15 protein-coding genes are annotated in these 12,924 nt (G+C 65.2%); 5 read left to right on the forward strand and 10 right to left on the reverse strand.

Annotated features, from left to right (window positions below; all coding sequences use genetic code 11):
* Positions 1-45 precede the first annotated feature (45 nt).
* Together JQ616_RS15265 and JQ616_RS15270 are read left to right on the forward strand one after the other, a co-directional pair.
* On the forward strand, positions 46-720 hold the full coding sequence (locus JQ616_RS15265; RefSeq protein ID WP_212015549.1) for a methyltransferase family protein: 675 nt from the start codon (positions 46-48) through the stop codon (positions 718-720).
* A gap of 9 nt (positions 721-729) precedes the next feature.
* The gene (locus JQ616_RS15270; protein WP_212015551.1) at positions 730-1,089 is read left to right on the forward strand and encodes a GFA family protein; all 360 of its coding nucleotides are present in this window, start codon (positions 730-732) and stop codon (positions 1,087-1,089) included.
* A 115-nt stretch (positions 1,090-1,204) separates the two neighbouring features.
* Here the strand turns inward: JQ616_RS15270 and JQ616_RS15275 are convergent, their stop codons facing one another.
* Complete coding sequence (locus tag JQ616_RS15275; RefSeq protein ID WP_212015553.1) at positions 1,205-1,912, reverse strand: glutathione S-transferase; 708 nt, start codon at positions 1,910-1,912, stop codon at positions 1,205-1,207.
* A gap of 153 nt (positions 1,913-2,065) precedes the next feature.
* On the opposite strand from JQ616_RS15275, the gene JQ616_RS15280 reads away from it, so the two are divergent.
* Positions 2,066-2,497 (forward strand): DUF3606 domain-containing protein, encoded by a 432-nt coding sequence (locus tag JQ616_RS15280; RefSeq protein ID WP_212016317.1) that lies wholly within the window; start codon positions 2,066-2,068, stop codon positions 2,495-2,497.
* A 156-nt stretch (positions 2,498-2,653) separates the two neighbouring features.
* Here JQ616_RS15280 and JQ616_RS15285 read toward each other — a convergent pair whose 3' ends face one another.
* The 9 genes from JQ616_RS15285 to flgB all read right to left on the reverse strand — a co-directional run bounded on the left by JQ616_RS15285 (position 2,654) and on the right by flgB (position 10,781).
* A complete protein-coding gene (locus tag JQ616_RS15285) occupies positions 2,654-3,331 on the reverse strand; it encodes a lectin (RefSeq protein WP_212015555.1) in 678 nt (225 codons plus the stop codon).
* A gap of 151 nt (positions 3,332-3,482) precedes the next feature.
* The gene (locus JQ616_RS15290) at positions 3,483-4,445 is read right to left on the reverse strand and encodes a Tim44 domain-containing protein (RefSeq protein ID WP_212015556.1); all 963 of its coding nucleotides are present in this window, start codon (positions 4,443-4,445) and stop codon (positions 3,483-3,485) included.
* A 235-nt stretch (positions 4,446-4,680) separates the two neighbouring features.
* Entirely contained in the window at positions 4,681-7,260 is a 2,580-nt protein-coding gene (gene cckA, locus JQ616_RS15295) for a cell cycle histidine kinase CckA (RefSeq protein ID WP_212016318.1), read from the reverse strand.
* A 141-nt stretch (positions 7,261-7,401) separates the two neighbouring features.
* Complete coding sequence (flhB, locus tag JQ616_RS15300) at positions 7,402-8,475, reverse strand: flagellar biosynthesis protein FlhB (RefSeq protein ID WP_212015557.1); 1,074 nt, start codon at positions 8,473-8,475, stop codon at positions 7,402-7,404.
* 10 nt (positions 8,476-8,485) lie between these two features.
* Positions 8,486-9,256, reverse strand: a complete 771-nt coding sequence (gene fliR / locus JQ616_RS15305) for a flagellar biosynthetic protein FliR (RefSeq protein ID WP_212015558.1) — start codon at positions 9,254-9,256, stop codon at positions 8,486-8,488.
* A gap of 18 nt (positions 9,257-9,274) precedes the next feature.
* The gene (gene fliQ / locus JQ616_RS15310; RefSeq protein WP_021077937.1) at positions 9,275-9,538 is read right to left on the reverse strand and encodes a flagellar biosynthesis protein FliQ; all 264 of its coding nucleotides are present in this window, start codon (positions 9,536-9,538) and stop codon (positions 9,275-9,277) included.
* Between the two features lie 32 nt (positions 9,539-9,570).
* Positions 9,571-9,891, reverse strand: a complete 321-nt coding sequence (fliE, locus tag JQ616_RS15315; protein ID WP_212015559.1) for a flagellar hook-basal body complex protein FliE — start codon at positions 9,889-9,891, stop codon at positions 9,571-9,573.
* A 26-nt stretch (positions 9,892-9,917) separates the two neighbouring features.
* Entirely contained in the window at positions 9,918-10,343 is a 426-nt protein-coding gene (flgC, locus tag JQ616_RS15320; protein ID WP_212015560.1) for a flagellar basal body rod protein FlgC, read from the reverse strand.
* 27 nt (positions 10,344-10,370) lie between these two features.
* The gene (gene flgB, locus JQ616_RS15325; RefSeq protein WP_212015561.1) at positions 10,371-10,781 is read right to left on the reverse strand and encodes a flagellar basal body rod protein FlgB; all 411 of its coding nucleotides are present in this window, start codon (positions 10,779-10,781) and stop codon (positions 10,371-10,373) included.
* Positions 10,782-11,152: 371 nt separating this feature from the next.
* Here flgB and JQ616_RS15330 point away from each other — a divergent pair, with 371 nt between their 5' ends.
* Entirely contained in the window at positions 11,153-12,094 is a 942-nt protein-coding gene (locus tag JQ616_RS15330; protein WP_212015563.1) for a flagellar biosynthetic protein FliO, read from the forward strand.
* Positions 12,091-12,843 (forward strand): flagellar type III secretion system pore protein FliP, encoded by a 753-nt coding sequence (gene fliP, locus JQ616_RS15335; protein WP_212015564.1) that lies wholly within the window; start codon positions 12,091-12,093, stop codon positions 12,841-12,843. Before JQ616_RS15330 ends, fliP begins: the two co-directional genes overlap by 4 nt.
* Positions 12,844-12,924: the final 81 nt, after the last annotated feature.

A 12,924-nucleotide genomic window follows, 5' to 3' on the forward strand; every position in this document is an offset into this window, starting at 1 on the left:
CCGGGAAACAGTGCGATAATCGCTGCTGGAATCGCGGAGGCGACCATGATCGCTAAGCTCCTCCTGCAAAACACCTTCTTCGTGATCGCGATGGCCGCGCTGCTGTTTACCTTCGCCGGCACGCTGCACTGGCCCGGCGCGTGGGCCTATCTGATCGCCTCGGCGCTGATCGGCCCGGCCTGCGGACTGTGGCTCGCCAAGGTCGATCCCGGCTTGCTGGCCGAGCGCATGCGGCTCACCGCGCGTGAGGGGCAACCCACTGAAGACAAGCGCTTCATGCTGGTGTTCCTGGTCGTTGCGGTGCTCTGGTTCGTCGCGATGGGGCTCGATCGCCGCTTTGGCGGCGCCAATGCCGGCGTGGCGCTGATCGTGCTCGGGCTTGCGCTGTATCTGCTCTCGACCGTGCTGATCCTGTGGGTGTTCCGCACCAATTCGTTCGCAGCACCGGTCGTGAAGGTGCAGACCGAGCGCCACCATCACGTGATCTCAACCGGTCCCTACGCGCTGGTCCGCCATCCCATGTATACGAGCGTGATGCTGTTCTTCATCGGCGTGCCGTTGACGCTCGGCTCATGGTGGGGCCTCGCCTTCGTGCCGGTGTTCTTCGCGATGTTCGCGTTCCGCACCGGGATCGAGGAACGCACGCTGGTGGCGGGGTTGTCGGGCTATGCCGACTATGCGGCACGGGTGCGCTATCGCCTCGTGCCTGGACTGTGGTGAGGGACCATCATGGCAGACAGCAAGACCTACACCGGCGGCTGCCACTGCGGCCAGGTCCGCTTCGAATGCACCACCGACATGGCCATGGTGACCGCCTGCAATTGCTCGATCTGCACCAAAAAGGGCCTGCATTTCGTGTTCATGCCGCCGACGAGCTTCCAGCTCCGCGCCGGCGCCGAGAACCTGAAGGAATATCTCTTCAACCGCCATGCGATCCGCCACCAGCTCTGCGTCGATTGCGGCGTCGACGTGTTCGCGCGCGGCAACAAGCCCGATGGCAGCGACATCGTGGCCCTCAATGTCAGCTGCATCGACGGCGTCGATCTGTCGAAGATCGCGATGACCCCGGTGGATGGGCGAAGCAGATAGCGCTCTCTCCTCGTCATGCCCGGGCTTGACCCGGGCATCCATCATCTGGAGGCAAAGACAGGGATGGCCGGGTCAAGCCCGGGCATGACGAGGCAACGAGCTCGAGCACCGGTACCTACAAATCCAGCGCCTTGTAGCGCCGAAAGATCCCCTCCTCGTTGAACGGAATCCGCCGCGCGCTCGCCAGATAGGCCTTGATGTTCGGCCGCTCGGCGACGCGATCGCGCAGCGCGATCAGGCGCGGCACTTTCTTTTCGAACGCGGCCATCCGCTTCGGAAACGCGTAGCGCAGGCCTTCCACGATCTGGAACAGCGACAGGTCGACATAGGTCAGCCGGCGGCCGGTGACGAAGGCGCCGCCATTGGCCTGCACCAGATCCTCAAAATAGCCGAGATATTTCGGCACCCGCGAATCCCAGAACTCCGCGGTGCGCTTCTTCGCCGGCGCCTTCTGGTCCTCGTAGTACAGCGACGGACCGAGCGGATGATGGGTGTCATGGACCTCCAGCACGAAGTCCGTGATCGTCAGCTGCAGCTGGTGCACCCAGAGCTTTCCCGCCTCGGCCTTCGGTGCCAGCCCGTGGCGCGCGCCGAGATAGAGCAGGATGTTGGCGGTCTGCCCCATCACGAGTTGGCCGGCCTTGAGGAACGGCGGCGCGAACGGCGGCGTGCCCTTGTGCGCGTCCATCATCTTCATCATCGCACCCGTGCCGCCCTTAGCCCGCGCGGCATCGGTATAATCCGCGCCCGCATCCTCGAGCGCGAGGCGGACATATTCGCCGCGCCCCTGGACCATCGGCCAGTAGTAAAGCTGATAGTGCATGCACTTATCTCCAAAAACTTCACCGCATCGCTTCGCGCAACGTCGATCGTAACCATGCCGTCGTCAGATCGTCCACCTCACGCAGTCCGTCTGTGCGAACCTCGCGGCGACTGCTAAGGTTCCAGCGTGGAATCTTCGATGAAGGATCATCTGATGGCCGACAACAAGAAGAAGCGGGGCGCACAGGATCGCGCCCTGATCGCATTGAGCGAGTCCTACGAAGTTGCTTACTGGTCCAAGAAGTTCAAGGTCACGCCGGCCAAGCTCAAGGCCGCCGTCAAGAAGGTCGGGCATTCCGCCAGGAAAGTGGAAGCCTATTTCAAGGAGCAGCGCCACAAGGCCGCCGACCGCGCGCTGATCGCGATGAGCCAGCCCTACGAGGTCCGCTACTGGTCGAAGAAGTTCAAGGTGACCCCTGCCCGGCTGAAGGCGGCGGTGGACGAGGTCGGACATTCCTCGAAGAAGGTCGAGGCCTACTTCGCCGCGAAAAAGAAAACCGCCAAGAAAAAGAAGGCGGCGAAGAAAACCGCGAAGAAGACGGCAAAGAAGACCGCCAAGAAGACGGCCAAGCGCAAAAAGGGCTGAGCGACTTCCGTCATTGCGAGCCAACGGGTCGCGCGAACGCGCGCCCGATGACAGGCTCCGCGAAGCAATCCATCGCACCGCATGCGCGGATAGATGGATTGCTTCGTCGCTATTGCTCCTCGCAATGACGCAGCAGACGCAAGTTCCCGCTCCCCGTCAATTCGCCGCGAAGCAGTACAGCAGACCGTCGCCGCCGGTGCTCTTCAGATCAGCCTGCGAGCAGCCGCCGTCCGGGCCGCGCGAGGGATGCGACGTGTTCCAGGATTTCGACGGCTCGTCGTCGCGCAGGCCCTTGCGGTCGAAATGTCCGACCATGGCCGCACCCTGTGTGCTGCTCGTCCAGTTCTTGCAGGTGCGATCCTCGCCGGCCGCGAACGCCGTCCCGTCCGCCTGCGATCCCGTCAGCACGTCGTGACGGTTCGGCGTGTCGCCGGCCCCGTTGAGGACCTCGCCCTTCTCCGACAGCGCGGTCTGCTTGGTGAGATTGTTGCCGGCGCTGTGCAGGTCGGCGACGTCCTTGGCGATCACGACGCCCTTCACGTTCTTCCACGGTCCCTTGCCGATCCGATCGCGCGCATTCACCGCGGGCTTGCCGTCGGCCGCCTGGGTCGAGAGATAGGCGCGCCAGGTCTTGGGCGCGCCGAAGCCCGCGGCCTGCGCCAGGGTCTGGCAATGGTTGTCGGCACCGGCGAGGCCGCCAAGATTGCCGCCATTGCCGATACCGTTGCTGGTGACGAAGAAACTGGTGTCGGCGGTCTGCGCCGCTGCCGGCGGCACGGCCAGCACGACGAACGCAAGACAGGCGGGAATCGCGAACGGCGTAATGAACTTCATCTCAATCCTCCCGATGGTTGTTTTGGCCCGCTGACATCAACCCGCCGGCCGTCCGGATATTCCGGCGCAGCGCCCCGCGAATGAGGCGCACAAAGCAAAAGCGCCGCGGTTGATGCCGCGGCGCTTTGTATTCGTCATCTCAGGCAATCGATCAGTTGGTCTGCTGGATCGCCGAGAGCTCCCAATTGCCGCCGCGCTGGCGGACGAAGGTCCAGACCTCCGTGATCTCCTCCGGCTGCCCGGTGCCGGAGACCTGGCGCCCGGTGCCCCGCTCGAGCATGACGTCGACCAGCGAATAGCGCATCGCAACCGTCGCATATTCGCTGTCGCCTTCGCGCCAGGCTTCCGCGAGGTCGCCCTGCAAGAGCTTCACATTGGACGTCTTGTTGGTGACGTTGCGCGCCTTGTTCTCCTCGAGATCCTTCGAGAAATACGACACCATCTCCGGCGTCGCGAGCGTGTGCAGCTTCGCAATGTCCTCGTTCGACCACGCGGCCTGGATGTCGCCGAGCAGCCGCTCGAACGTCTCGTAGTCGGCGGGCGCGATCTCGACCGGCGCGTTCGATCCGCCGCCCAGGCCGAAGCCGAAGCCCGAGCGAGCGTTGCCCTGCGGACCGGGGCCGACGTCGGGTCCGCTCGCGTACGCGGCAGCCGGCTGATTGCGGCGCTGCCACCACGACATCGCGAGCCGGACCACGAGCACGATCAGACCGATCTGCAGCAGCAGGCCGAGCATCGACGACAACCCGCCGAGACCCGAGAACAGGCCGCCGCCGAACAGCATGCCGAACAGGCCGGCGCCAAGGAAGCCCGCAGCCAGGCCGCCGAGCAGGCCACGGCCCATTCCGCCGCGGCCGAACAGGCCGCCGGAATTCGCCGCCGCCGGCGAGCTCATGCCCGGGCTACCGGGCTGGCTGAAGGTCCGGTTCATCGGCGCGACCGAGCCCGGCGCGGTGTTGGTCGAGGGCGGCGCGGAGAACGTCCGCGAGCCACGCGAGCCGCCACCGCCAACGCGGGCGTCGGCCGCCGAAACGGTCATCATCACGGGCAGCGCCAGCGCCATCGCGACGGCGATCGCCCGAACAATTCCACGCGTGCGTTGCGAGAAATTCATGTTGGTTTCCTCAAGGATTCCCCGGCATGGGGAAACGCCCCTAAGATGGGCAGGGCCTGATAAAAGTGAAGCGGGAAACGGGAACCGCGGCTGCGGCCCTCGGTCGCGGCGATGTGACACTATGGTCCTTGAGAATGCGACGGGGCGTCCTAGCGCGAGATGAGGCCCAATTTCAACCGCAGCCGCAGCGGAACTTCGCCTCGCAGCTGCGAGGAAACGAGCCCGTGCTGCGCGGCTAGTTCGCCGTCATGGTCTCCTTCACCGCGGCAACCAGCTGGGTCAGTGTGAACGGTTTCGGCAGGAACGCGAACTGCTGGTTTTCCGGCAGGCTCTTCTCGAACGCATCCTCGGCATAGCCGGAGACGAAGATGATCTTCAGCTCAGCGTTGCGGCTGCGCATTTCCTTCAGCAGCGTCGGCCCGTCCATCTCCGGCATCACGACGTCGGAGACGACGAGATCGACGGCACCGTTCTTCTCCTCGAACGCCTCCAGCGCCTCGACGCCGTTGGCCGCCTCGATCACGCTGTAGCCGCGTGAGCGCAGACCGCGCGCATTCAGCGAGCGCAGCCCGTCCTCGTCCTCGACCAGCAGGATGGTGCCCTGCCCGGTGAGATCGGGCTTCGGCTTGACCGCCTCGGCAGCGGAGGCTTCCTTTGCCGCGCCGTTACCGGCCTGCGCCTCCGATGCGACCTCCTGCTCCTGGTGGTGCCGCGGCAGATAGATCCGGAACGTGGTGCCGCCGCCGGGCACGGAATCGACATAGACGAAGCCGCCGGTCTGCTTGACGATGCCGTAGACCGTCGACAGGCCGAGACCGGTGCCCTTGCCGACCTCCTTGGTCGAGAAGAACGGCTCGAAGATCTTGTCGATGATCTCGTGCGGAATGCCGGTGCCGGTGTCCGCAATCTCGATCTTCACATAGTCCGCTGCCGGCATGCCCTTGTTGGCGAGCTGGGCGGCTTCCTCGGTCGACACATTGGCGGTGCGGATGATCAGCTTGCCGCCGTCGGGCATCGCGTCGCGCGCGTTCACGGCGAGGTTGACCACCACCTGCTCGAATTGCGAGACGTCGACCTTCACCGGCCACAAATCGCGGCCATGCACGAGATCGAGCTTGACCTTCTCGCCGATCAGCCGGCGCAGCAGCATGGTGAGGTCGCTCAATGCATCGCCGAGATCGAGCACCTGCGGCCGCAACGTCTGGCGACGCGAGAACGCGAGCAGCTGCCGCACCAGCGTCGCAGCGCGGGTGGCGTTCTGCTTGATCTGCATGATGTCCTGGAACGACGGATCGGTCGGCTTGTGCGCGTTCAGCAGGAAGTCGTTGGCCATCATGATGGCCGACAGCACGTTGTTGAAGTCGTGCGCGATGCCGCCGGCGAGCTGGCCGACCATCTCCATCTTTTGCGACTGGTTGATCTGGTTTTCCAGCGCGCGCCGCTCGGTGATCTCGAGCATGTAGACGATCGCGGTCTCGGCGTCGCGCTCGTCCTTCTCGATGGTCGTGACGAAGAACTGGGCGAAACGCTCCTTGGGCCCGTCGAGCATCACCTCGACCGGTGCGATATCGCCCTGGCCCTCGGCGGCCTGGTTGATCGCAGCGATCAGGAGGCCGCGGTCGCGCGGACTGACTGCGCGGAAGATCGACTTGGCGGCCCCGCCGTCACCATTGAGCCCCTGTGCCAGCTTGGCATAGCGCGCATTGGCGCCGACCACATTGCCGCCGCGATCGACGGTCGCGATCGCCATCGGCGTGTGGTCGAAGAAGCGCATGAAGCGCACCTCGGCGGCGCGCTCCGGATCGGAACGCTCGTCGCGGGCGCGGCTGATCACCAGCGTGCGCGAGGCGCCCGCCGCGCCATCGGCGCCGAAGGCGAGCTTATGATAGAGCCGCACCGGCACGGTCTTGCCGCCGCGCATGCGCAGATCGATATCGAACACCTCGGTCTTGACCTCGCCCGGCACCGCCGCAATCGAGGTCAACAAGGCCGCGCCATCGCCCGAGACGATGTCGGTCAGCTTCAGTCCGCCCGAACCGATCTCGGCCAGGTCGTAGTCCAGCCAGTTGGCGAGCGTGGCGTTGACATAGGCGATCTCGCCGGCCGGATTGACCGAGAAGAAGCCGCACGGCGCGTGATCGAGATATTCGATCGCGTGCCGCAGCTCCTGGAACACGTCTTCCTGGCGCTCGCGGTCGCGGGTGATGTCGGCGATCGACCACACCGCGTATCTCGCATCGCGCTTGCCCTCGCCGAGCGGGCGGACCCGCAGCCGCAGCCAGCGGCCTTGTCCACCACCCTGCCCGGCCTCATGGCCGGCGATGCGAACCTCCTCCTGCTGTCGCTTGCCCTCGCGCGCCGCCTTCAGGAGGCGGAACACCGCCTCGGAGACATCGGGATTGCCGATGAAGACGCGCTCGACCGGACGGACGTCCTGCGGCCCGGCCGCGCCGGTCAGCGTCAGATAGGCGGCATTGGAATAGACCACATGGCCGCGGGAGTCGGTGACGACGAGCCCTTCCTGGGCCTGGTCGGCGATCCGCGCCATCACCGGGTCGTCGGCGGTGCGGTCGGAGAAGCGGATAATGCCGGCGGCCAGTGCGAACAGGTTGAACAGGCCGACGGTGGCGAGCAGCGCCAGCACGGCGAGGATATAGGGCTGTGCCTGGGTGCGGCCGATCGTCATCAGCCAGACCGCCAGAGCGACGATGCCGATGGCGATCAGGACCACCAGCAGGATGCTGCCGCTGCGCCGCGCTGGCCCGTGGGCCACAAACGGCTCGGCCGCGGGAGTATCGTTGCTATCGGCGGTCATCTGGAGAGACATGGCTCGTCTGCATCACGAAGGCGACCGGCCGGCCACCTTGCCCCTGAGTGCCTGAATCGGACCCGAAAACGCAAGGCCATCAGGCGGCAATTTCGCAAGTTACGCGCATTTCAAGCGGTTTTCCGCCCTTTACTGACGCTGGCCGGACAGGCCGCGCCTCAGCCGCATCACGTAGCCGATGATTTCGGCAACCGCATGATAGTGCTCGACCGGGATTTCCTTGTCGATGTCGACGGTCGCATAGAGCGCCCGGGCCAGCGGCACGTTCTCCACGATCGGAATGTCGTGCTTCTTGGCGATCTCCCTGATCTTGAACGCAAGGACGTCGACGCCCTTGGCGACGCAGATCGGCGCCGACATGCTGCGGTCGTAGGCCAGCGCCACCGAAAAGTGGGTCGGGTTGGTGATGATCACCGAGGCCTTCGGAACCTGGGCCATCATGCGCTTCCTGGCGCGCTGGACCCGCAACTGCTTGATCCTGCCCTTGACGTGCGGGTCGCCTTCCGACTGCTTGAACTCCTCCTTCATCTCCTGCAGCGACATCTTGTGACGCTCGTACCAGGTCCGATATTGGAAGAAGTAGTCGGCAATCGCGACCGCGGCGAGGATCGCGACCACCGCCGCCATCAGGTGCACCGTCATGCCGGTGACGGCGGGCAACAGCTCAGCCGGATCGACCCGCAGGAACGATTCCATCCGCATCCGGTCGGGCCACAGCACCATGACCATCACGACGCCGAGCGCGATCAGCTTGAAGATGCCTTTCAGGAAGTTCGCCACCGCCTGCTTGCCGAACAGCCGCTTGAAGCCGGCCGCCGGCGAGATCTTGGAGAATTTCGGCTTGAGCTGCTCGCCCGACCACACCAGCTGATGCTGGATCATGTTGCCTGCGATCGCGGCCAGCGCCAGCATCAGGAACGGCACGCCGATCGCGGCGACCACGGCATAGCCGAGCGTCTGGGTCAGTTGGAGCAGGCCCGCACCGTCGGTGCGGATCATCCATGAATTGGCGATCAGATTGCGCAGCGGCATCAAGATGCCGCCGCCGATCGAGCTGGAGAAGGTCGACAGCACCAGCGTGGCGCCGGCGATGATGAACCAGGTGTTGACCTCCTGGCTCTTGACGACGTCGCCTTTCTCAAGGGCTTCGTCGAGGCGTTTTTGCGTAGGGTCTTCTGTTTTGTCTTCGGTATCCTCGGCCATCTCTCTCTCCCTAGTTCATCGGAGCGAGCTGGCGCATGACGCCGTTGAAGTAGTCGAAATAGGTGCTCATCATCGCCGCGAGCACGGCGGCGAATATCAGGAAGCCGACCATGATCGAGAGCGGAACGCCGACGAAATAGACCTGCATCTGCGGCATCAGCCGCGCCAGCACGCCGAGCCCGATGTTGAAGACCAGGCCGAACACCAGGAACGGCGCCGACAGTTGCAGGCCGATCTTGAAGGCGGCGGAGAACGCCGAGGTCGCGAGCGCGGCGACGTCGCCGGTCGGCATGATCTCGCCCGGCGAGAAGATCCGGTAGCTCTCGCTCAGCGCCGCGATGACGAGGTAGTGACTGTCGGTGGCGAACAGGAGCGTCAGGCCGAGGATGGTGAGGAAATTGCCGACGATCTGGCCCTGCTGCCCCTGGGTCGGATCGACGGCGGTGACGAAACCGAGGCCGAGCTGCTGTGCGATCACCGAGCCCGCGACGTTGAGCGCCGACAGCGTCACCCGCGCGGTGGCGCCGAGCACGATGCCGATGATGAGCTCATGCACCATCAGGACGCCGAGTGCGGCGATCGACGTCAGGTCGACATGATAGGCATTGCGATGCAGCGGCAGGATGATGAGCGTCAGCAGCAGCGCGATCGACAGCTTGACCCGCGCCGGAATGTTGCTCTCGCCGAAACCGGGCAACAGCATCACCATCGCGCCCACGCGCGCGAAGACCAGCACGAAGATTGCGGCCAGCGCCGGCAGCAGGGAGACATCGATGCGCATGACCGCGGCATTAGTGCATCAACCGCCGATGATTCGCGACGAAATCCGCATCATGTGGCTTGAGAGCGAGTCCGCCATGAACGGCAGCGCCAGCAGCAATGTGACGAAGATCGCGAGGATCTTCGGCACGAAGACCAGCGTCTGTTCCTGGATCTGGGTCAGCGCCTGGAACAGCGACACCACGACGCCGACCACCAGGCCGACCACCATCAGGGGCGACGACACGATCACGATCGTCCAGATTGCATCGCGCGCCACGTCGAGAGTTTCAGGGCCGGTCATTGTTGTTCTCGCTTGCTGGTTGGTTGTTTGCGTCAGATCGGCATCTTCATGATGTCTTCATAGGCCTGGATCACGCGATCGCGGACCGAGACCAGCGTCGACACCGCAACGTCGGTGTCTGCGACCGCGGTCACCACGTCCATCACGTTGGCCTTGCCCGAGGCCATCGCCATGGTCTGCGCGTCGGATTTCTTGCCGGCTTCCAGCACGCTGCCGACGGAATCCTTCAGCAGCGCGCTGAACGACGGACCGGCGGCGGCCTGCCCGCCCAGGCTGGCCTTCTCGGCGCCGCCGCGCTCCATCATCCTGGCGAGGCTGGCGTAGGCGTTGGCGGCGACTGTCGGTGTAGCCATGAGTTACGTTCCCTGTTCTTGTTGCGTCAGGACTTGAGGATGTCGAGCGTGCGCTGGATCATCCGCCGCGTCGCGCTGATGATGTTGAGGTTCGCCTCATAGGAGCGCTGGGCGTCGCGCATGTCGGTCATTTCGACCATCGCATTGACGTTCGGATATTTGACGTTGCCGGAGGCATCCGCCGCCGGATTGCCCGGCTCGTGCTTGATCCGGAATGACGATTGGTCGGGGCGAATCCGGCCGAGCGTCACGACCTGGGCATCCAGCGTGCGATCGAGCGCCGAGGAGAAGGTCGGCACCTTGCGGCGGTAGGGATCGCCGCCCGCGGTCTGCGCCGTCGAATCGGCGTTGGCGATATTTTCCGAGATCACCCGCATCCGCCCCGCCTGCGCGCGCAGGCCCGAGGTCGCAATGCTCATCGAGCGGGCGAAATCGCTTGTTCCATCTGCCATGGGATCCTCCTGCCACCGTTAAATGGCCTAGCCCTTGCCGATCGCGGTTTTGAGGAGATGCAGGCTCTTGCTGTAGAGCGAGGTGGCGGCGGCGAAGTCCATCTGGTTGGCCGACACTTTCAGCATCTGCTCCTCGAGATTGACCGCGTTGCCGGCCGGGCGGGTCTGGAACCCGCTCTTGCCGCGATCATTGTCGAAGCTGTCGGGCGCGCCGGACGCCGCCATATGGGTGGCGCTGGTTTGCATCATCGGCAGCGTTCCCATGCCGGCGCCGACGGCCGTCCCGCCCTTGTCGAACTTCGGCTCGACCAGGTCGCGCGGCCGGAAGTTCGGCGTGTCGGAATTGGAAATGTTCTCGGCGAGCACTCGCTGGCGCTCCTGATGCCACTGCATCTTGGTGCGCAACGCCGACAGGATCGGGAGATCGTTCATGGCCATCGCGGCGGCTCCGTTAACCTCTTGGACGCCCCATGGGCCTTCCGAGGTAGGCAGAATTTGCCCGGTGTATGGTTAACGGGTGGTTAAAATATCGGACGGAGCCGTGGAGAACGCCGCAACAGCGGCCCGCGAGCGCATTTTCGCCACGAATGCTGCGTTAACCAGCACAAACCAAGACAGCGTGGGGCGCTGAGAAGTCGTTTTGGGACAAGCGATTCTTGGTTTATTAATAGAACAGTGGGCTACAAGCCTCTGGGAATTAAGAAATAAGGCGAATCTCGGGCGCGATTCGCTGGGCAAAACCGCACCTATCAATCCGCGCTCGTTGATGGCGGAAGCTGAGGAAGGCCACGATGGCCGGGGACTCCAATATGCAAGTCATTACATTCGTCTTGGCATTCGTTGTCGTGCTGGCGCTGATCGGCGTCACCGCATGGCTCGTGCGCCGCTTCGCCGGAAACCGCCTCGGCGCCAATGCCAACCGCGGACGCATGCCGCGCCTGGCGGTGATCGACGCCGCCGCCGTCGACGGCCGCCGCCGCCTCGTGCTGGTCCGCCGCGACAATATCGAGCATCTCCTGATGATCGGCGGCCCGACCGACATCGTCGTTGAGCCGAACATCGTCCGCGCCATGCCCGGCCGCGATCAGATGTCGAGCCGCCCCGCAGTTGCGCCCGAGGCTGCGCTACCGCGCGCGGCACCGCTGCCGGATGCCGCCTGGAACGAGAGCGAAGCCGCCCGCTCCGACACGTTCGAGCTTCCCGAACCGGAGCCGGCGCCGCGTCAGGCGCGTCCCTCCTTTGCCGACGAGCTGCGCCGGCCCCCGCCGCCGCTCGCCGAGCGTCGCAGCGATCCGCTGGCCGGCTTCACGCCCGAGCGCGGCGAGCCGCGGCCCGATCCGATGCCGCCGCGGCTGCCGCAGCGCTCTGAACCCGCCATTCCGCGTCCGCCGCGTGCCGCCGAGCCGCCGAAGGCACCGCCGCCGCTGCGCGCGCCCGAGCGTGCCGTGACGCCGCCGCCACCGCCTCCCCCGGCTCCGCCGCCGATCGCAGCCCAGACGCCTCCGCCCCCGCCGCCGGCATCGAACGCCGATGCCAATCTCGCCGAGATGGCACAGCGGCTCGAGGCGGCATTGCGCCGCCCGACCGGCGCAGGCGAGACCGTCGCGCCACCGGTTGCCCCCGAGGCGCCGCCGGTCCGCGCCCCGCGCAGCGAGCCGCCCGCCCCGCCCCCAGGCGGACAGAAGAGCGGCTTCGAGAATCTCGAAGACGAGATGGCCTCGCTGCTCGGCCGACCGAAGAATCCTTCGTGAGGTTCGGGACAGTCCCGCGTAGAGTTTTTTTCATCGCTGTCCTGATCGCCGCCGGATCCTTCGCCGATCCGGCGATGGCGCAGGACATCAGCATCAACCTCGGCGGCGGCAATGGCGGCGTGACCGAGCGCGCGATCCAGCTGATCGCGCTGCTCACGGTACTGTCGATCGCACCGTCGATCCTGGTCATGATGACGTCGTTCACGCGCATCGTGGTGGTGCTGTCGCTGCTGCGCACCGCGCTCGGCACCGCCACCGCGCCGCCGAACTCGGTGATGATCGCGCTGGCGATGTTCCTCACCGCCTTCGTGATGGGGCCGGTACTGCAGAAATCCTATGACGACGGCATCAAGCCGCTGGTCGCCAACCAGATCGGCGTCGAGGAGGCATTGCAGCGCGCCTCGGTGCCGTTGCGCGGCTTCATGCAGAAGAACGTCCGCGAGAAGGACCTGAAGCTGTTCATGGACCTCTCCGGCGAACCGCCGCCGGCGACGCCCGAGGAGATGTCGCTGCGCATCCTGGTGCCGGCCTTCATGATCTCCGAGCTGAAACGCGCCTTCGAGATCGGCTTCCTGCTGTTCCTGCCGTTCCTGATCATCGACCTCGTGGTCGCCTCGGTCCTGATGTCGATGGGCATGATGATGCTGCCGCCGGTGGTGGTCTCGCTGCCGTTCAAGCTGATCTTCTTCGTGCTGGTCGACGGCTGGGCCTTGGTTGCCGGCAGCCTGGTGCAGAGTTACGGGGGGTAGCCCCGCGAAACATTCATAGGCTCTCTGCTGGATCGGCGGTGCCGTTGCACTATCATGCGCAGCACCGTATCCAGGGAGCCG

The organism is Bradyrhizobium tropiciagri, from assembly GCF_018130545.1.
Taxonomy (GTDB): Bacteria; Pseudomonadota; Alphaproteobacteria; order Rhizobiales; family Xanthobacteraceae; genus Bradyrhizobium; species Bradyrhizobium tropiciagri_A.